The organism is Desulfovibrio aminophilus DSM 12254, assembly GCF_000422565.1.
Classification (GTDB): Bacteria; Desulfobacterota; Desulfovibrionia; order Desulfovibrionales; family Desulfovibrionaceae; genus Aminidesulfovibrio; species Aminidesulfovibrio aminophilus.
The window spans coordinates 160172-177907 of the sequence record NZ_AUMA01000011.1 but is presented as its reverse complement, the minus strand read 5'-3'; the positions used below and the strand labels follow the sequence as shown (position 1 = coordinate 177907).

Sequence of the window (17736 nt, the reverse complement as noted above, 5' to 3'; positions counted from 1 at the left end):
CGCGACCCGGAAATCCTCGCACCCTTGATATGAGGCAGGTGAGAAGCTATGGAAACAATCATCCTCTGCGGCGGGCTGGGAACGCGGCTCCGAGAAGAGACCGAATTCCGGCCTAAGCCCATGGTCAACATCGGCACCCGGCCCATCCTCTGGCACATCATGAAAATTTACGCCCACTACGGGTATACCGATTTCGTCCTGCCCCTGGGCTACAAGGGCGAGATCATCCGGGACTATTTCGTCAACTACCAGTGGATGAACAACGACGTCACCGTGGAGCTCGGGCACCCCGAGCGCCTCTGCATACATGGCTGCCATGACGAGGCCGACTGGCGCATCACCATGGCTGACACCGGGCAGCAGACGCTCAAGGGTGGCCGTATCAAACGGATGGAAAAGTACATCACAGGAGACACGTTCATGCTGACTTACGGCGACGGATTGGCCAACATCGACATCCGGGCGCTCCTCGATTTCCATCACTCCCACGGCAAGATCGCCACGGTCACCGGCGTCAATCCAGCCCAGCGCTTCGGGGAACTCAAGCTGGACGGCGACACTGTGCTCTCGTTCCTGGAAAAACCCACTTTCGCGGGCCGCGACCTCATCAGCGGAGGCTTCTTCGTCTTCAGCCGCAAGGTCTTTGACTACCTCACTCCGGAGGCCAGCTGCGACCTGGAATTCGGCCCCCTGGAGCGATTGGCGCAGGAGCGTCAATTGACGGCCTATCGCCACGAGGGCTATTGGGAGTGCATGGACACTCTGCGCGATACCGAGCACCTCAACAAACTCTGGACTGCGGGCAAGGCCCCTTGGAAAATTTGGTAGGCACTCCATGTTCGACGGCTTTTTCGAGGGCAAGCGCATCCTGCTCACCGGGGACACAGGATTCAAGGGGGCTTGGCTGGCCCTGTGGCTGGCCCGGCTCGGTGCTGTCGTGGGCGGGTATGCCCTAGAGTCGCCGACCGAGCCGTCGCTGTATGTCTTGGCCGGGGTGGAGCAGGATGTCCGGCGCCTGGGCGGCGACGTCCGTGACCTGCACGCCCTGACCGCAGCCGTGTCCGCGTTCGCGCCGGACATCGTCATCCACATGGCCGCCCAATCCCTTGTCCGGCCTTCGTACGAGGACCCAGCAGGGACTTTCGAGACCAACATCATGGGCACGGTCCATCTGCTCGAATCCGTCCGGCGAAGCCCCGGGGCCGAGGCCGTGCTCATCGTGACCAGCGACAAGTGCTACGCCAATGACGAGCTCGGCAGGCCTTTTGTGGAGAGCGACCCAATGGGCGGCCACGACCCCTATTCGGCCAGCAAGGGCTGCGCCGAACTGGCCACCGAGTCGTACACCAGGAGTTTCTTTTTCGCAGGGCGGACCTCGGTGGCTTCGGTGCGCGCTGGCAATGTCATCGGCGGCGGCGACTTCGCCAGGGACCGGCTCATACCGGACTTAGTGCGGGCCGCCACCTCTGGAACCCGGGCCCGCATCCGCAATCCCCGGGCCGTGCGGCCCTGGCAGCACGTGCTCGACCTCCTGACCGGCTATCTGCTTCTGGTCAAAGGCCTGTGCGAGAAGGGCCGGGCATTGCAGGGCGGTTGGAACTTCGGCCCCGCGAAGGACGAGGTCCACAGCGTGGACGAGGTCGCTCGCCAGTTCTGCGCGGGCTGGGGCCCGGACGTGGCCTGCGAGACCGACGCCTGGGCCGCTCCCCACGAGGCGGGCTGCCTGCGGCTCGATCCCGCCAGGGCCGCGCGCGAACTGGGCTGGGCTCCCCGGCTGGCTTTCCGCGAGGGCTTGGCCTGGACCCTGGCCTGGTACAAGGCGGCAAGCTCGGGCCAGGACCCCAGACGGCTCACGCTGGGGCAGATCGAACGCTACGAGAATTTGCCGTGAAGCTCCAGGCCCTACCGCTCGGTGGACTCTACCTCCTGGAATCCGAGCCTTTTCGGGACGGGCGGGGCAGTTTCACCCGGTTGTTTTGCGCTCGGGAACTGCACGCTGCGGGTTGCCTCAAGCCGGTGGTCCAGATCAACCATTCCCTGACCCACGCCCGGGGCGCCGTCCGGGGCCTGCACTTCCAGCATCCGCCGTACGCCGAGATAAAAATCGTCCGCTGCCTGGTGGGGGCGGCCTTCGACGTGGCCGTGGATCTCAGGCCGGATTCGCCGACCTACCTGCGCTGGCACGCCGAGGTCTTAACCCCAGACAACGGCCGGGCCCTGCTCCTTCCCGAGGGTTTCGCCCACGGCTTCCAGACCCTTGCGAAGAACACGGAACTGCTCTATCTGCATACCGATTTCTACACGCCGGGGGCCGAGGGCGGCCTCCGGTACGACGACCCGGCCATGGGCATCCAGTGGCCTTTGTCTGTGGGCGAGGTTTCCGACAGGGACAGGAATCATCCACTGCTTGCCCCTACACCATAATCGTGAGGTCTTTCATGCATCTCACCAAGAGTCTTCTCAAGCGGTTGTTCTTCCTCACCAAAACGCTGTCCCCGCACGCCAGCGAGCGCGTGATCATCGCCTGTTTTCCGAAGAGTGCGTCCACCTTCCTGCGCAACGTCATGGCCGAGATCACCGGCTACGCCACGGAGGAGATCTGCGTGGGCGTGCGCAACGAGGAGCAGGACATCTACCTGCCGACTCTTATCGATAAGGCCTTCACTGGCATCTCCAGCCGCATGCACATGCGGGCCAAGGACGAGAACGTCCGGCTCATGCGCATGTGCGGGCTCAAGCCCGTGGTCCTGGTGCGCAATATTTTCGACATCACGGCCAGCCTCGTGGACCACTGCTCCCACACTCCCATCTTCGGTATCCAGTACATGGGAGACTACTATAATAGCCAGCTCAAGGAGCGACAGGCGGACATGATCATCGACATCTGCCTGCCCTGGTATTTTACCTTCTTCAGCTCCTGGGTCCAGGTCCAGCAGAGCGGCGCCCTGGACACGTACTGGCTCAGCTATGAGGAAATGATGGCCGATAAGACGGCCGCTGCAAGTGGCGTATGCGCGTTCTACGGCATCAAGGCTGGAGACGAGGCCATCCAGGCCGCTGTTGCCGCCGTCGGAGGCGACCGGGTGCGCTCGGGCATCAACGTCGGGATCACAGGCCGCGGCAAGACCCTACTCAGCGAGGAGCAGCGCCGCCGCATCCTCAAGATGGCCAGCTACTACCCCAACATCGATTTCTCGCGCATCGGCTTGGACCCCGTCGAGGTCCGGGAAGCGAACTGATGCACTGCCGCCACTGCCGGACCTTGCTGTCCCAGGCCTTCATCGACTTGGTGAACCAGCCGCCTTCCAACGCCTTTCTCACGGCGGCCCAGTTGGACGAGCCTGAGATATTCTATCCCCTCAAGCTGTTTACCTGCCCCTGCTGCTTCCTGGTACAGGTGGACGAATACAAGAAGTCCCAGGAGATATTTTCCCGGGACTACGTCTACTTCTCCTCCTATTCCCGCTCTTGGGTGGAGCACGCCGAGCGCTATGTGGACATGGCCGTGGAGCGCTTCGGCCTCGGCGGAAATAGCTTGGTCATGGAGATCGCTTCCAACGACGGCTACCTGCTCCAGTTCCTGGTGCAGCGGGGTATCCCCTGCCTGGGCATAGAGCCCTCCACGGCCACGGCCGACGCGGCGCGGAGCAGGGGCGTGGAGTCCGTAACCGAGTTCTTCAGTACGGCCCTGGCGGAACGGCTTCGCAGCCAGGGCTGCCGGCCCGATCTCATCGTGGGCAACAATGTCCTGGCTCATGTGCCGGACATCAACGACTTCCTGGCCGGGATGCGGTTGCTGCTCAAGCCGGACGGGATCATCACCCTGGAATTTCCGCACCTCATGCGCATGGTGGAGGGCAACCAGTTCGACACCATCTACCACGAACACTTCTCCTATCTCTCCCTGGGCACGGTGCGGACCATCTTGGCCTCCCAGGGCCTGCGGCTGTTCGACGTAGAGCAACTGTCCACCCATGGAGGCTCGCTGCGGGTCTATGCCTGCCACGCGGAGGATGCGGCGCGGAGCGCCAGCCCGGCTGTGGACGCCCTCCTGGCAGTGGAGGAGGGCCGGGGCATGCGGACCATGGCCTACTACGAGGGCTTCCAGCGTAGCGCCGAGGCCGTGAAGGCCGATCTGCTCACGTTCCTCATCGAGCAGAAGCGGGCCGGACGGCTGGTGGCGGCGTATGGGGCTGCGGCCAAGGGCAACACCCTGCTGAACTACTGCGGGGTCAAGACGGACCTAGTGGCCTTTTGTGCCGACGCCTCGCCCCACAAGCAGGGCCTGTTCATGCCCGGCAGTCACATCCCCGTGCTGCCGCCGGAGGCCGTTGCCGAACGCAAACCCGACGTGCTGCTCATCCTGCCCTGGAACATCAAGGGCGAGATCATGGAGCAACTGGCTGAGGTGCGTGAATGGGGCGGCTGTTTTGCCCTGGCGATTCCTCGGCTGGAGTTGCTCTCGCCTGTTGGTCCCGGCCGACGGGGCACCTGCTGAAGGCCCAAGAGGTGCTTGCGTGCGAGAGAAACTGACCATCGTCATCCCCACCCACGAGCGCCAGCGGCTTTTGGAGCGGCGCGTCCTGCCCAACGCCCTGGCCAGTCGCGGCCGGATCCTGGTGATCGATTCCAGCGCCGCGCCCAACACCTTCGCCGCTAGGCACCCCGACGTGGATTACGTTCACTGTCCGGGCCAGAACCTGACCAAGAAGATGCAGGCCCCGGTGTTGGAGCGGGTCCGCACCCCCTACATGCTGCTCAACGCCGACGATACGCTGACGAATCCGCGCGCCGTGCGTCTCTGCCTGGAGTTCCTGGAGGCCCACCCAGACTACTCATCGGCCATGGGCCTGGACTTCCAGACCGGCCAGGGCGGGGAAGGCTTGGCCTGCCCCCAGTTCAAGCGGTTCCCCTTCGCCGTGGACGCCGAGCGCCCCGGGGACAGGCTGCTCCAGAATTTTCTGTTTTTCTGGTCCAGCTATTACGCGGTGCAGCGCACGGACATGTGGCGAGACATCTTCAGCCGCTGCCCGCAGACCCTCAGGAACTACTATCTCTTCGAGACCTATATCGTGCTCATGGCCGCCATCCACGGCAAGCTGGCCAAACTCCCTCTACCTTTCACCCTTATGGAGGCCGGGCCTTCGATCAACGACCGCGATCCGCGGTTCCATTCCAGCCCCTTCAAGCTGGCCACGGACCCGCGCTATGGCGGAGAGGTGCAAGACGTTCGCCAGGCGGTGGATGCCTACCTAGCCGAGCGGGCGGGCATCCCCCTGGAGCAGGCCCGGGTCTTCGTAGACGGGGCATTGGCCATGTACTGGCTTCAGGACAAGCCCGTGCGAACCTGCGCGGACAAGCTGCGCCGGGAGTGGCAGCGGTTGCTGGACAAGACCATCCTGCGGACCCGGGCCAGGGCCCGCAGGGCCGCTGCCCGGGACGAGGCCAGGGTCAGCCGGCGCTGTCTGCTTGAGCAGGCCCTGGATTTCGTAGGGCCTGAGGGCCGGGCCGACCTGGACGAACTGCTGGCTCTGATCCGGGCCGCCTGAGGCCCGGGGGTAATTATGCGGGTCCTCATCACTGGAGCCACGGGATTCATCGGCCGTTACGTGGTGGCCGCCCTGCTAGACCTGGGCGTGCCAGTCATCGCCGCCTCACGCAGCCGGGAGCGGGCCGAGGCCATGCCCTGGTTCGGGCGAGTGGACTGGCGTCCCCTGGACTTGGCTGTGCCGTCGTCCGATCCCTTCCAGACCCTGGGCCGGCCCGACCGCTGTCTCCACTTGGCTTGGTCCGGCTTGCCGGACTATCGCGGGGCGCATCATCTGGAGGAAAACCTGCCGCAATCCCTGGCCTTTCTTAGAACCCTGCTGGCGGGAGGCCTGCGTCGTCTCTTGGTGGCTGGCACCTGTTTCGAGTACGGCCTGCAGGAAGGCGAGTTTTCCGAGGATATCGAGACTCGGCCGGAGAACGCCTACGGCCGGGCCAAAGATGCTCTGCGCCGGGCGCTGGAGCCAGCCGCTGCGGCCGTGGGTGCCACGCTCCAGTGGGCCCGCCTGTTTTACATGTACGGCCCGGGCCAGAATCCCAACTCCTTGTTCTCCCAGTTGGATCGGGCTTTAGACGAGGGCCGGGCGTCCTTCGACATGTCCGGTGGCGAGCAGGTCCGGGACTTCCTTCCGGTGGAACGCCTAGCCGGATACTTGGCGCGCGTCGCCTTGCAGGATGAGGTCGCCGGGGTGATCAACGTCTGCTCCGGCGAGCCAGCCACAGTGCGGGAACTGGTGCAGGCCCATGTGGCCGAGCGCGGGGCGGCCCTGACCCTCAATCTTGGCGTCTATCCCTACCCGGACTGGGAACCCTTCCGGTTCTGGGGCAACACCGCCAAGCTACAACGCGCCCTGAGCGCCTATGACCGTCTGTCCGCTGTGTGACTCGCCTGGGGCCCGGGATATCTGGAACCTGGAATGCCCGGCTTTCCAGAATAAGACCTATCCCACGCCCGTGGCGGCCCGCAGCGCGGCCATGGCCCGGGTGGACTTGGCCTGCTGTCCGCAGTGCGGGTTTGTGTTTAACCGCAGCTTCGCCCCGAAGCTCATGGATTATGACCAGGAATACCAGAACGAGCAGGGCCATTCTCCGGCCTTCCGCCGGCACCTAGCGCAGGTCCTCGAACTGCTGGGCCGGGGAGTCCCGTCCGGGGCTACGGTGGTCGAGGTGGGCTGCGGCAAGGGACTGTTTTTGGGCCTGCTGCGCCAAGCCGGATACCGCGTCACGGGCTTTGACCCGAGTTTCGAGGGCGATGACCCGGGCGTTGTGCGCGAGTACTTCGGTCCGGGCAGCTCGGTCACCCCTGCGGACCTCGTGGTCCTTCGGCACACCCTAGAACACGTGCCCGATCCCCGCGGCCTGCTGGCCACCATCGCGCAAGCCAACCAGGGCCGCGGCCTGATTTACGTGGAGGTGCCCTGCTTCGACTGGATCCGCCGCCAGCGGGCCTTCTGGGACGTATTCCACGAGCACGTGAACTACTTCACCCGCCGTAGCCTGGGAGCCCTCTGGCGCGACTGTTCCTTCGAGACCCTGTTCCAGGGGCAGTACCTGGGATGCTTGGCCCGCCTGGAGGATCTCCTACCTCGGGCTCGGAAATCCTCTGCTTTCTGCCCGGAAACGGGCTTTCCGGAACGGATCGCCAGCCTCGCGACATACTTCCGCGAGAACCCAGGCCAGATGCTCTGGGGCGCTGGAGCCAAGGGCGCGTCCCTGCTCAATCTCGTGGACCCCGGTGCTGGTTTGGTGGCTGCGGTCATCGACATTAATCCTCGGAAACAGCTCCGCTACATCGCCCACACCGCCCATCCCATCTTGCCTCCGGAGTCGCTGGCCGGCTTTGCCGGAGCCACGGCCGTGGCCATGAATCATAACTATCTCGAGGAGATCCGGGCGCAGGCTGCGGCCTTGAGAGTTCGCGTGGTGAGCCTGGAAGATCTTACGAACTGAGACGTGCCAGCTGGTTCAAAACCAGGGGCGGCATGAGGAACTGCTGGGGCGTTGCGACCTGTATGCTCGATTGTATTGACCTGCCCCCTCAGTCTTTACAAAACTCAGGCCTCGCCCTATCTTACCGGTCAATTATTTGTGAAGGAAGCGCCTTTCTCCTCCAAACTGGAGTCGCCCTTGTCCCCCATGCAATGCGCACCAATTACGGTCAGCAACAGGAATACTAACAGACGATTATCGTTTCTTCCAATCCTCTTCGCCGCGAGCGTCGTGGTGCGCATCCTCACGGCCGAATACGTGGACATCGGCGGTGACAACGCCACTCGTTGGATCGAGGTCCATCGCGTTCTCGATGGACTCGGCCTGACGGCCTGGACCCACCAGACCATGCGCTGGACCATCTCGGTCCCCGTGTGGGTCCTGATGAAGCTGTTTGGCACGAACCCGATGCTCTACTACGTGCTGCCGATCCTGACCGCCTCCCTGGGCACGGTGTTCGTCTACCTCATCGGCGAGGAACTGCATAGCCGCCGTCTGGGCATCGCGGCCGCCGTCCTGACCATTCTCTTTCCCCAGATGGCCCAGACTGGCAGCCAGCTCTGGCCCAGCGTCTTCATCTTCGCCTTCCTGGCCGTCACTATTTGGCTCATCCTCGTGTGGCTACGACGCCGTTCACCCGCATTGCTCATTCTGGCGGGCGTGGCCTTCGTTCTCGCCTGGGGCGCGCGCGAGACGGCAATCTACTTCTTTCCCGGCCTGCTCCTGCTCATCTGGCTGCCCTCGCGCAGCTTCAAAGGCGTGCTCACCTTCTGCCTCACCTCTGGCTTTTTTTTCGGCTGCGAATGGCTCTATTTCTGGCTGGACACCGGCTCGATCCTGGGCCGGCTGGGAGTGGCCAAACACGCCATGGACGACCGGGAAACCCTCTTGACCTTGCCCCTCAAGGATTATCTCCTGAACATCCTGGATTACTCCAAGCTGCGCGGCCTCCTGGCTGTTCTGATTCTGAGCCTGATCGCCTGCGTGTCCGAATTGCGCTCCACGGACCAACGCCGCCGCGCCCTGGCCATCATGTACATGATTTTCATGTTCCTCATGACCTACATGGTTTCCAGCATTTCCAGGCCCCAAATCGTGCACCCCATCGGGTCCCGCTACTGGTGTTCCGTGGCGCCCTTCGGCCTGATCACCCTGTTGCTCTGGCTCAGTTCACTGAAGGTAGGCTCGCCCCGCGCGGCAAAAGTATGCACCGTGCTGCTGTTCGGTGCCTTCGCGGCATTCACCCTGTTGAAAATCCCCCCGACCAACTCCATCGTCCAAATCGGCAAGGACGCCGAAATTCTCACCCCGCTCCTGGCCGAAAAGCGGCCATTCGTCATGCGCTACCTAGCTTGGCAACCAAACGCAATAGAACAGGCGTTCATCTGGATATTCACCGGAATAAACCAGAAGGACCGCAAGCTCACCCAGGTTCCCCTGTTCATGGCTCGCAACCTAGATCGCGTGGCCGCCATGTTCCTGGGCGACTCCCGAGATTACGACAACGTACGGTATGCGGCCATGACCCCCCAAGACGAAAACGTCTACCTGGTGACCCCCAACGGGGCGCCTCCGGACGCCACTCCCGGAGCCGAGGTGATCTTCGACCGCAGGCTGTGCCGGGTCAAACCCATCCCCTCCTCCGCAGCCCCATGAGTCAAACCCCGGCCGCGTCCCTGCCGCGATGGCTATTGTCGCTCACGCTCCGGTTCTGCCTAGCCGGAGCGTGTCTCATCTACGCACTGTGGGATCTGAACCTCCAGCGCGCGGTTGAAACCCTGGCGGCATTCCGTGGTCTGCCCCTGTTCCTATCCCTGATCCTCGGCCTGTGCCTCTCACTGATCCAGGGCGTCCGCTTCCGGGCCATCACCGGTCCCAGGGCGACCATCACCCAGGCCACCCTGGCCTGCATCCTCGGCAACGGCCTGAACAACATCTTCCCGGCCCGACTCGGCGAGCTGGGCAAGGTCCTCTACCTCAAGCGGCACACCTCCATACCCATAAGGGAGAGCTTCGGTTTCGTCTTCTGGGAACGTTTAGCGGACCTGAACATGATCCTGGCGCTGGCCGCCCTGGCCAACCTCGTCTCGGGCAAGCACTTCGTCTGGCTTCCTTTGGCCCTGACCCTTGCCGGAATATGGCTCTCAGAGCCGCAAGTTCTGGTGTTCCCGGCCGCGCGCAGGCTGCTGCCGCGCTTGCGGGCCACGTACGAGACGTTCATGCCCGGATGCAGCGACTCCTGGACCAGCTCCAGTTTCTCCGCCACGGTCCACCGTCGACGGTGGACCGTGGTCAGCACCTCCACCAATGTTTCCCCATAGCACTAGGTCTGGACATAGGGCTAGACCTATCTCCTATCGCTGCCAGGGTGTCCGGTCCAAACGGGTGCTACTCCAGCCACGTTCATCTTCAACACAAACACGGTCATGGGTCTGAACACGGGTCTGGGCACCCTGCTTGTCATCTACGCCGCCACCTCGCTGAGCTTCCTCATCCCCTCCTCGCCGGGCGGACTGTGACTCTTCGAGGCCGCGATGGTCTTCTCCTTCGCTTGGTTCGGGCTGGGCCGGGAACAAGCTCTCGTGGCCGCCCAGCTCCTCCGTCTGACCCAGAACATGCCGACCGTGATCGTCACGGTCCTGCTCCCAGGCAAGGAACATCTCGGGCCCAAAGCCCTACGGGAGGCCTTCCAGGCGTTCCGCTCCGCCCCGGACAACGAAAACCCGAGGAACTGACTCCTCCGCCGGGACGAAAAAAAGCCGCCCCGCGCGAGGCGGGGCGGCTTGCATTTCCACCAGGTATTGGGCGAACCCTGCTACCAGCGGGGACCGCGCTCTTCACGAGGCTTGGCCTCGTTGACCTTCAGCGTACGACCGCCGAAATCGGTGCCGTTCAGGCCGCGAACGGCCTCGGCGGCGCCGGCGTCATCCATCTCCACGAAACCGAAGCCGCGAAAGCGACCGGTCTCACGGTCCATGATGAACTTCACGGAAGTGACCTCGCCGTAGGCGGCGAACATGTCACGGGTCTGGTCCTCGGTGGCGGAAAAGGGCAGGTTGCCGACGTAAATGGACTTCATAAGACTCCCAAACAAAGACTGAAATGTGCCTGTCGGGCCGAACGGCTCCGTGCCGTTCTGTTCGCAACCGAACTAGGCGGAAGGTGTATCCCTACGTGTCCCTTCTTTGGGAGTCAAGAACTATTTTGATCCCCCGACAAAAAAACTTTCATTTCTCCCGGACCGCGCATGTGTCGGTCATCCTGGCCCCGGAGTGAGGAAGACGCCCCGGCCCTTCCCTCGGACCCGGAACGCGGTTCGGCCATCAGCCCCGCTCCAGGCCCAGGCGGTAGAAGATCGTGTCCACCCGCATGATCGGGAACGCGGACGGCAGGGCCTCGCGGGGGAGGCGGATGAAGCCGTTCTTTTCATAGAAACGATGGGCGGCCAGGTAGCTGGACGTGGTGCCGAGGAAAATTTCTCGAAAGCCGCTGCCCCGGCCCCAGTCCAGAAGCGCGGCCAGGAGCCGCGCCGCCAGTCCCGGCGTCGGCCCGCGCCGGTTCGCGCGCACGAACATCTTGCGCAGGGCCCCTTGCCGGTAGCCGATGTCCAGCAGCGCCAGGGTTCCGACAACCTCGTCGCCGACCAGGGCGACCCAGAAGTTGCCCTTGCCCCGCCGGTAGACGCCCGGGATGTCCAGCAGGTCCGGCTGGTCCTCCAGGGTGATGGGCAGGCCGAACTCCTTGCACTGGATGGTCAGGATCACGTCCACCACCCCGTCCTGGTGCTCCGGGGCGAAGGGCTCGATGCGGATGTCCGTCATGGGGTCTCCACGCGAAGAACCCGGCGCAGGAACGCGGCGGCCTCGGCCAGGCCGTTCTCCTCCGGGCTGATGCCGTGCATGCCGAAAAAGCCGTGGATCATGCCGGTCTGGACCGTGGTCTCGCAGGGCACTCCCGCCCCCTGCAGACGCCGGGCCAGGGCCAGGGCCTCGTCTCGGAGCAAGTCGTGCTCGGCCAGGCTGAGCCGGGTGAGCGGCTGATGCGAGAGGTTCGGGGCCCGCAGGGGCGAGACCAGAGGGTCGAGCGCCTGGGCCGGATCGGGCAGATAGCAGTCCCGGAAAAAGGCCAACAGTTCAAGGCTCAGGAATAGGCCCCGGCCGTAGCGGCGGTGGGCCGAGGTGTCGAAGGAGGCCATGTCCGTGGAGGGGAAGGCCCGCACCTGCCCGGCGAGCCGGGGGCCGTCCCGCTCTCCGGCGAGGAGACAGGCGGCCAGGGGGCTCGCGGCCAGCAGCCGGTCCACCAGATCGCGAATGAACGGATGCAGGGTCAGGGATGCGGGATCGACCGCCGGATCAGGGCCGGACATAGGCGCGGAAGACATCGAGAACCTTGGCCGCGGGCGTTTTGGTGCACTGCTGGACCATGATCGAGCCGGAACGGTCCAGCGCGGCGGAATCCAGGACCATGTCGCCCCCGGTCTTGGCATTGGCGTAACCGTCCAACCAGAACAGGGTCAGAACCATGCCCAACTGCTGCTCGCGCAGAAACTCCCGGCAGGTGTAGGTCTTCATGTCCAGCCGCAGGGGTGCGTCCGACTGGGCGGCGGAAAGGACGGGCGTGAACAGGACGGCGACGAGCGACAGGACGCCGAGGACGCGGCGCATGGACAACCTCCATCGGAACGGGCGGGAACCCGACCGCCGGGTTCCCGCCTCACTAAGTGCCGCCGGAGCGGTCCGCTGTCAATGGGCTCCGAGGCGGGCGGCGATGTCTTCGGCCACCTTTTCGCCGGAAAGGAGCATGCCGCCGAAGATCGGCCCCATGCGGTAGGAGCCGAAGCTCGCGTTGGCGGCCATGCCCGTCACCCAGATGCCGGGGAATATCTCGCGGGTGTTCTCCAGGGTGTCCGCCTCGGCCTTGTCGGCCCACATGGACTGCTCCCCCGCGATGCCGCCGCAGGGCGTGTTCAGGCTCACGCCGTTCTTGCGGACCAGCGTCTTGAGCACCTCCACGGCATGGCCCGTGGCCTCGATGACCGCCCGGCAGTGGACCACCAGGGGGTCCACGTGCAGGCCCGTCATCTCCACCGGCGTGGAGTTGACCACCAGACCGGCCACGCGCTTGACGCCGCCCTCCTCGCGCAGGACCACGTCCTCCACGGAGAGGCAGTTGAAGACCTGGGTTCCGGCCAGACAGGCCTTGGAGGCCAGGGTCGTGGTGGCGGTCACGGCGTCGGCGGTGTGGTAGCCCTCGCCATAGGGTCGGGTAGGGACGTCCAGTTCGTCCAGCAGACGCCGGCCCGCGTCCTGAACCACGATGAAGTTGTAGGTCATGCCGCCGCCCCACATGCCGCCGCCCAGGGAGAGCTTGCGCTCGAACAGGGCCACCTTGTAGCCGCGCCCGGCCAGCTTCCAGGCCGCCAACATGCCCGAGGGCCCGCCGCCCACCACGGCCACGTCCAGATCCAGGCAGTTCGTGAACTTCTCACACCAGCGCTCGAGGATTGCCTGGCTCACCAAGCGCTCATTCACCACGGTCATCGGAGCTCCTTCAGATCATGCGGTTGCGGCCGCGCCGGATGGCGGCCAGGAGTTGCGCCGAGGCGGCCCCGGGGTCCGGGGCCGAACAGATCGCCGAGACGACGGCCAGCCCGTCGGCTCCGGCGGCGGCCACGGCCTCGGCGTTGGCCGCGCCGATGCCGCCGATGGCCACCAGGGGACGCCGCGTGGCCGCGCGCAATCGGGCCAGGTTGTCCACTCCGAAGACCGGTCCGGCGTCGGCCTTGGTGGCCGTCGGAAAGACCGGCCCCACACCCAGGTAGTCCACGTCCAGAGCCTCGGCCGCGCGGGCCTCCTCGAAAGTGTTCACGGACAGCCCGAGAATCCTGTCCGGGCCCAGCAGGGCACGCACGTCCGAGGCCGCCATGTCCTTCTGGCCCACGTGCACCCCGGCAGCGCCCACGGCCAGGGCCACGTCCACGCGGTCGTTGATGATCAACGGCAGCCCCAGGGAGTCGAGCAGGTTCTTCAAGGCCCGGGCCAACTCCACGAATTCGCGGGTCTGGCAGGACTTCTCGCGCACCTGGACCACCGTGGCCCCGGCGCGGGCCGCCCGGCCCACCACGTCCAGCAGGTCGCGTCCCAGGCAGGCGGGCCGGTCGGTGACGAGATAGAGCGAATAGTCCGCAACGGGCCTCATGCGGCCTCCAGCCGGGCGCCCGCGACCACGGCCGTCTCGTCCAGGGAGTACAGGGCGTCCAGGAAACAGGGCTCAAGCGTGCCGGGTCCGGCCGCGCCCCGGGCCGCCAATTCCCCGGCCAGACCCATGACGGACATGGCGTGGGCCGTGGCGGTCAGGCGGTCATCGTTCACCGCGGCGAAGGCCCCGATCAGGGCCGTGGCCGTGCAGCCCAGGCCCGTGACCTTGGTCATCAGCTCCACGCCGTTGCCCACGGCCAGGGTCGCCGCGCCGTCGGTCACGTAGTCCACGGCCCCGCTCACGCAGACCACGCAGGAACGCTTCCGGGCCAGCTCCCGGGCGGCTTCCAGGGCCTCGGCGCTGCCGTGCATGCTGTCCGCGCCCTTGGAGGCCGCGTTCTCTCCGGCCAGGGCCATGATTTCCGAAGCGTTGCCCCGGATCACGGACGGCCGGACGGACTCCAGCAGGTCGCGGCAGAGGCGGCGGCGGTAGGCCGTGGCTCCGGCGGCCACGGGGTCCAAGACCACGGGGATGCCCTTCTCCCGGGCCGAGGCTCCGGCGGCGAACATGCTCTCCACGTAATCAGCGGCCGGGGTGCCGATGTTCAGGACCACGGCCTGGGCCAGCCAGGCCAGCTCCTTGGCGTCCTGGGCGGCGTGGGTCATGGCCGGGGATGCCCCCAGGGCCAGCAGGGCGTTGGCCGTGATGTTGGTGACCACGTTGTTGGTCACGTTCAGGACCAGGGGATTGGCCCGACGAATGCGGACCACGTCGGTCCAGACGATGATGGGATCGCTCATGCGGCGCCTCGCGTGACGGCCTGCCCGTTCTCGCGGCCCTTGCGCAGACCGCGCTCGGCGGCCCGCAGGACCAGGTGCAGGGTTGCGGTGAGAAGCATGGTGGCCAGGGTCGGCCCGATGGGCAGGTCGCGGCCGGAAAGCAACTGGTAGATGCCGACCCCGGCGGCCAGTGAGAACAGGGCCAGGGGATCGACGAGCCTGGCCCGGCTGTCGGCGCGAACCAGGAAGTAGTCCGCCAGGAACACGGCCGCCACCGGGGCGAAGACCGAGCCCAGCAGATAGAGGAAGTCGATGTAGGCGTCGCTCGGGGCCAGCACGGCCAGGGCCGTGCCGAGCAGGGCCACGACCCCGGACACGGCCCGCCGATTCAGACCGGGCAGGACGTTCCGCAGGGACACCGCAGCCGAGTAGACGTCCAGGAAGGTGGTGGTCACGGTGGCCAGGACGATGACGGCCAGGGCCACGCCGCCGAGCCCGGCGGCCAGCATCATGCCCGAGGGATCGGCCGAGCCCGTGCGCAGGGCCCCCAGCAGGCCGATGGCGTACATCCAGCAACTGCCCAGGAAATAGCCCAGACAGGGAGCGATCCGGGCCCCGGAGCGGCTGCGGGCTTGGCTCGTGTAGTCGGCCACCAGCGGCAGCCAAGACAGGGGCATGATGATGGACAGCTCGAAGCCCAGGCCGAAGCTCCCCGTGGGCGCTACCGGGGCCAAGGACGACGCGGAGCCGAACACCACGGCGCTGAGCGCCACGGTCAGGCAGAAGAGCAGGCCCACCGCGGCCAGATTGAGGACGTGCAGACCACGGGGCTGGAGACAGACCCAGAGGCCCACGAGCCCGCCCAGGAGGATCGGGGCCAGGACCGGCGCGGACAGGCCCCAGATCGAGGTCGTCAGGGCGTCCACGGCCAAGCCGCCCTGCTGGATCATCACGGCGGTCCAGCCCACCAGTTGGAGGGCGTTCAGCAGGGAGACGATCCAGGAGCCGCGCGCGCCGAAGGAGACGCGGGTGCAGGCGATGGCCGGAAGCCGTTCGCGGAAGCCCGCCCAGGCGGCCAGGGCGAAGGGCGGCATGCCCGCCAGGTGGCCCAGGACCACGGCCCACAAGCCGCGCTCCAGGCCGAGATCGGCCAGCAGGCCGCCGGTGAGGATTTCGGCCACGGACACGGCCGCGCCGAACCAAAGGGCGAAGAGTCCGAGAAAGGAGAGGGATTTCGAGCCGTCCACGACGTCTCCCCGTCCGGGCAGAGGGGGGGGGAATCCCGGCGTCAGGGGGGAACGGGCGGCTCCCGGTGACGATCCGAATTCCCTCCGGCAGTCCGAACTGCTTCAGGTTCCATGGGTATGATCTCAGTTCCGCCCGCCAGGACGGAACACCCCAATCGGATGTGATGCGAATCACTCAAAGAACGGGCAGCCGTGTCCGGCCGCCGGAAAACTGCATAGCGCGCTTCGGGTCCGCCGTAAAGGCCTGTCTCAGGGCACGACCGAGGTCGTTCCGATGGGGGCCAGTTCGGCCCAGCGCCCCGGGGCGAGCGTGAGCGTGCCCATTTCCTGGAAGGTGGTGGCCTGGCGCAGGGTGATGTCCACGGGCGCGCCGCCCACCAAAAGTTTCTGCCCTTCGCTCACGGGCGCTCCGCCCGCCGTGGCCATGAGCTTGCCGGGTTCGCCGTTGGTCCGGGCGCTGAGCAGTTCATACTCTCCCTCAGGCAGCCGGTATTCGCTTCCCGCGCTGAACGGCACCTCCACCTCGCGGCCGAAGTGGTCGCGCAGGAGCAAGGCCTCCACCCGACGGGGCTCGATGTCCAGGTTGAAGGACGCCCTGGCGGCCCCGGGGGTCTCGCGGACCACGGGATAGCGGACCACGCCCGGAGCGTCCGAGCGTTGGCGGTACTTGTCCATGAAGTTGTCGGGGTCCAGGATGATCTCCACGCCGAGATCCTGGCCGTCGTTCTCCCACGGGCTGGAGGTGTAGCCCTTGAGGTTGAGCACCTCGCGCCGGTTGCCGCCCCGGATGCCCTCGATGACGAGCTGATCCCCGGCCACGGCGCGCAACGTCTCCCCGTTCTTGACGTACACGAGGCGGCCGTTGAGCCAGCAGACGAACACCGGCCCGTCGCTTTCGGAAACCGCCGGACGCCCCGCCTCCCAGTCCACGCGGACCTGGGCCACGGGCTTGCCGTCGGCCCGGACTTCCAGACCGGTGAAGGATTCCAGGGCCAGACGCGGCGTGTTCAGCAGATTCACCCCCGGACGATCCGAGGCGAACACGGCCAGGGCCGGGGAATAGCTCCGGCCGGTGCCGACGCCGGACTCGGCGGTGATGGTCGCGCCCCGGGCCAGACGAATATGCGCGCCGGAAACCAACGGGCTGCCGTTGACACGCACCCCCGTGGCCACCTGGGCCGCGGCCAGCACATCGGCCTCGTCGAAGTCCGTCGGGGCCGTCTCCACGCCCAGATGCGCCAGAAGAAGCCGGGCGGCGGCCATCTGGGTGCGGACCTTCCAGCCGATGTCGCGGATGTTCTTGCTCACCTCCACGGCCACGGCCGGGATGTGCAGGACGGAAAGGGCGTAATAGGTCAATGACTTGCGCATCTCCGGATAGCGCGTGTCCGGGTCGAAGGTGCGCGTGTCGAATATCTCCAACCGGTACTCGGCGGGATTCACCGTGGGGTTCAACTCCGCCAGCACCCCCCGCACCAGTCCGCCCAGGTCCACCCCGGCGTGGGACTCGGCGTCCACGATGATGGACTGGCCGTAGCGGTTGGGGTTGCGCAGGGCGTTCACATGCCGGGGACTGTAGAAGCCGCTGCCCTCGTGCAGGTGGATGAACCCGTCGCACTCGGCCAACAGGTGGCGGATGACCCGGGCCACGCGGTCCTCATAGAAACGGTTGTAGTCCCGGTCGAAGCGGCGGTTCATGTCCACGTTCACCTGCCGCTGCTGCAGGTGGATGGACGGCAGGTTGGCCCGGGGCACCACGATGAGGTTGCCCTTGAGGACGCGACTGCCGGTGAGCAGCTGAGCCGTCACCGCGCCGCAGATCTCGTCGCCCTGGATGCCTCCCTGGACCATGATCGTCGGGCCCGGGGCCTCGCCCCGGATGCGGACCACGGTCAGGGGATACTGGGTTCCCTGGAAAAAGGTGTAACTCGACACGGACGCGGCCGACGCCCGGGAGGGAAGCAGCAGCGCGATGC

The 17736-nt window shown here is 65.9% G+C and carries 19 protein-coding genes, 2 pseudogenes and 1 riboswitch; of the genes and pseudogenes, 11 read left to right on the top strand and 10 right to left on the bottom strand.

What is annotated here, in order from left to right:
* Nucleotides 1-48: 48 nt before the first annotated feature.
* From rfbF to H587_RS21135, 10 genes and pseudogenes are all read left to right on the top strand, one after another.
* Entirely contained in the window at nt 49-828 is a 780-nt protein-coding gene (gene rfbF / locus H587_RS0109840) for a glucose-1-phosphate cytidylyltransferase (protein WP_027176127.1), read from the top strand.
* Nucleotides 829-835: 7 nt separating this feature from the next.
* Complete coding sequence (rfbG, locus tag H587_RS0109835) at nt 836-1891, top strand: CDP-glucose 4,6-dehydratase (protein WP_027176126.1); 1056 nt, start codon at nt 836-838, stop codon at nt 1889-1891.
* On the top strand, nt 1888-2424 hold the full coding sequence (gene rfbC, locus H587_RS0109830) for a dTDP-4-dehydrorhamnose 3,5-epimerase (RefSeq protein WP_027176125.1): 537 nt from the start codon (nt 1888-1890) through the stop codon (nt 2422-2424). Before rfbG ends, rfbC begins: the two co-directional genes overlap by 4 nt.
* A 14-nt stretch (nt 2425-2438) precedes the next feature.
* Complete coding sequence (locus H587_RS0109825; RefSeq protein ID WP_027176124.1) at nt 2439-3239, top strand: sulfotransferase domain-containing protein; 801 nt, start codon at nt 2439-2441, stop codon at nt 3237-3239.
* Entirely contained in the window at nt 3239-4498 is a 1260-nt protein-coding gene (locus H587_RS0109820; protein WP_027176123.1) for a class I SAM-dependent methyltransferase, read from the top strand. The genes H587_RS0109825 and H587_RS0109820 overlap by 1 nt, the downstream gene beginning before the upstream one ends.
* A 19-nt stretch (nt 4499-4517) precedes the next feature.
* Complete coding sequence (locus tag H587_RS0109815) at nt 4518-5549, top strand: TIGR00180 family glycosyltransferase (RefSeq protein ID WP_027176122.1); 1032 nt, start codon at nt 4518-4520, stop codon at nt 5547-5549.
* Between the two features lie 15 nt (nt 5550-5564).
* Nucleotides 5565-6431, top strand: a complete 867-nt coding sequence (locus H587_RS0109810) for an NAD-dependent epimerase/dehydratase family protein (protein ID WP_027176121.1) — start codon at nt 5565-5567, stop codon at nt 6429-6431.
* On the top strand, nt 6409-7497 hold the full coding sequence (locus H587_RS18090; protein WP_051202625.1) for a class I SAM-dependent methyltransferase: 1089 nt from the start codon (nt 6409-6411) through the stop codon (nt 7495-7497). Before H587_RS0109810 ends, H587_RS18090 begins: the two co-directional genes overlap by 23 nt.
* 273 nt (nt 7498-7770) lie before the next feature.
* Entirely contained in the window at nt 7771-9192 is a 1422-nt protein-coding gene (locus H587_RS0109800; RefSeq protein ID WP_169432767.1) for a glycosyltransferase family 39 protein, read from the top strand.
* Nucleotides 9189-9686, top strand: a pseudogene (locus tag H587_RS21135) (lysylphosphatidylglycerol synthase domain-containing protein); the annotation flags it as partial. The gene H587_RS0109800 and the pseudogene H587_RS21135, both read left to right, overlap by 4 nt.
* Before the next feature lie 38 nt (nt 9687-9724).
* On the opposite strand, the pseudogene H587_RS21130 reads toward H587_RS21135, so the two are convergent.
* A pseudogene (locus H587_RS21130) lies at nt 9725-9844 on the bottom strand (transposase); the annotation flags it as partial.
* Nucleotides 9845-10070: 226 nt separating this feature from the next.
* On the opposite strand from H587_RS21130, the gene H587_RS0109785 reads away from it, so the two are divergent.
* Nucleotides 10071-10271: a hypothetical protein gene (locus tag H587_RS0109785; RefSeq protein WP_027176118.1), complete on the top strand. Its 201-nt coding sequence runs from the start codon at nt 10071-10073 to the stop codon at nt 10269-10271.
* An 80-nt stretch (nt 10272-10351) separates the two neighbouring features.
* On the opposite strand, the gene H587_RS0109780 is transcribed toward H587_RS0109785, so the two are convergent.
* The 9 genes from H587_RS0109780 to H587_RS18070 all read right to left on the bottom strand — a co-directional run bounded on the left by H587_RS0109780 (nt 10352) and on the right by H587_RS18070 (nt 17695).
* On the bottom strand, nt 10352-10615 hold the full coding sequence (locus H587_RS0109780) for an RNA recognition motif domain-containing protein (RefSeq protein ID WP_027176117.1): 264 nt from the start codon (nt 10613-10615) through the stop codon (nt 10352-10354).
* A 244-nt stretch (nt 10616-10859) separates the two neighbouring features.
* Complete coding sequence (locus H587_RS0109775; RefSeq protein ID WP_027176116.1) at nt 10860-11357, bottom strand: GNAT family N-acetyltransferase; 498 nt, start codon at nt 11355-11357, stop codon at nt 10860-10862.
* The gene (locus H587_RS18080; RefSeq protein WP_051202624.1) at nt 11354-11902 is read right to left on the bottom strand and encodes an alpha/beta hydrolase fold domain-containing protein; all 549 of its coding nucleotides are present in this window, start codon (nt 11900-11902) and stop codon (nt 11354-11356) included. The genes H587_RS0109775 and H587_RS18080 overlap by 4 nt, the downstream gene beginning before the upstream one ends.
* Nucleotides 11889-12200 carry an HdeA/HdeB family chaperone gene (locus tag H587_RS0109765; RefSeq protein ID WP_027176115.1) on the bottom strand — a complete coding sequence of 104 codons (312 nt, stop codon included), beginning with the start codon at nt 12198-12200 and terminating at the stop codon, nt 11889-11891. Before H587_RS0109765 ends, H587_RS18080 begins: the two co-directional genes overlap by 14 nt.
* Nucleotides 12201-12278: 78 nt before the next feature.
* A complete protein-coding gene (locus H587_RS0109760) occupies nt 12279-13076 on the bottom strand; it encodes a sulfide-dependent adenosine diphosphate thiazole synthase (RefSeq protein WP_034609038.1) in 798 nt (265 codons plus the stop codon).
* A 10-nt stretch (nt 13077-13086) separates the two neighbouring features.
* Nucleotides 13087-13734, bottom strand: a complete 648-nt coding sequence (gene thiE / locus H587_RS0109755) for a thiamine phosphate synthase (RefSeq protein WP_027176113.1) — start codon at nt 13732-13734, stop codon at nt 13087-13089.
* Entirely contained in the window at nt 13731-14534 is an 804-nt protein-coding gene (gene thiM, locus H587_RS0109750) for a hydroxyethylthiazole kinase (RefSeq protein ID WP_027176112.1), read from the bottom strand. The genes thiE and thiM overlap by 4 nt, the downstream gene beginning before the upstream one ends.
* Nucleotides 14531-15760, bottom strand: coding sequence for a putative hydroxymethylpyrimidine transporter CytX (cytX, locus tag H587_RS18075; protein ID WP_084630567.1), 1230 nt, complete (start codon nt 15758-15760; stop codon nt 14531-14533). Before cytX ends, thiM begins: the two co-directional genes overlap by 4 nt.
* A 61-nt stretch (nt 15761-15821) precedes the next feature.
* Nucleotides 15822-15924, bottom strand: a riboswitch (TPP riboswitch).
* An 85-nt stretch (nt 15925-16009) separates the two neighbouring features.
* A complete protein-coding gene (locus H587_RS18070) occupies nt 16010-17695 on the bottom strand; it encodes a M99 family carboxypeptidase catalytic domain-containing protein (RefSeq protein ID WP_245560859.1) in 1686 nt (561 codons plus the stop codon).
* Between the last annotated feature and the right edge of the window lie 41 nt (nt 17696-17736).

Bases quoted from the DNA above. Each gene is read 5' to 3' on its own strand.
- H587_RS0109825 (WP_027176124.1), top strand. From the start codon at position 2,439: ATGCATCTCACCAAGAGTCTTCTCAAGCGGTTGTTCTTCCTCACCAAA.
- thiM (WP_027176112.1), bottom strand. From the start codon at position 14,534: ATGAGCGATCCCATCATCGTCTGGACCGACGTGGTCCGCATTCGTCGG.
- H587_RS18090 (WP_051202625.1), top strand. From the start codon at position 6,409: ATGACCGTCTGTCCGCTGTGTGACTCGCCTGGGGCCCGGGATATCTGG.
- thiE (WP_027176113.1), bottom strand. From the start codon at position 13,734: ATGAGGCCCGTTGCGGACTATTCGCTCTATCTCGTCACCGACCGGCCC.
- rfbF (WP_027176127.1), top strand. From the start codon at position 49: ATGGAAACAATCATCCTCTGCGGCGGGCTGGGAACGCGGCTCCGAGAA.
- rfbG (WP_027176126.1), top strand. From the start codon at position 836: ATGTTCGACGGCTTTTTCGAGGGCAAGCGCATCCTGCTCACCGGGGAC.
- H587_RS0109780 (WP_027176117.1), bottom strand. From the start codon at position 10,615: ATGAAGTCCATTTACGTCGGCAACCTGCCCTTTTCCGCCACCGAGGAC.
- H587_RS0109775 (WP_027176116.1), bottom strand. From the start codon at position 11,357: ATGACGGACATCCGCATCGAGCCCTTCGCCCCGGAGCACCAGGACGGG.
- H587_RS0109810 (WP_027176121.1), top strand. From the start codon at position 5,565: ATGCGGGTCCTCATCACTGGAGCCACGGGATTCATCGGCCGTTACGTG.
- H587_RS0109785 (WP_027176118.1), top strand. From the start codon at position 10,071: ATGGTCTTCTCCTTCGCTTGGTTCGGGCTGGGCCGGGAACAAGCTCTC.
- H587_RS0109820 (WP_027176123.1), top strand. From the start codon at position 3,239: ATGCACTGCCGCCACTGCCGGACCTTGCTGTCCCAGGCCTTCATCGAC.
- H587_RS18080 (WP_051202624.1), bottom strand. From the start codon at position 11,902: ATGTCCGGCCCTGATCCGGCGGTCGATCCCGCATCCCTGACCCTGCAT.
- H587_RS0109760 (WP_034609038.1), bottom strand. From the start codon at position 13,076: ATGACCGTGGTGAATGAGCGCTTGGTGAGCCAGGCAATCCTCGAGCGC.
- H587_RS0109765 (WP_027176115.1), bottom strand. From the start codon at position 12,200: ATGCGCCGCGTCCTCGGCGTCCTGTCGCTCGTCGCCGTCCTGTTCACG.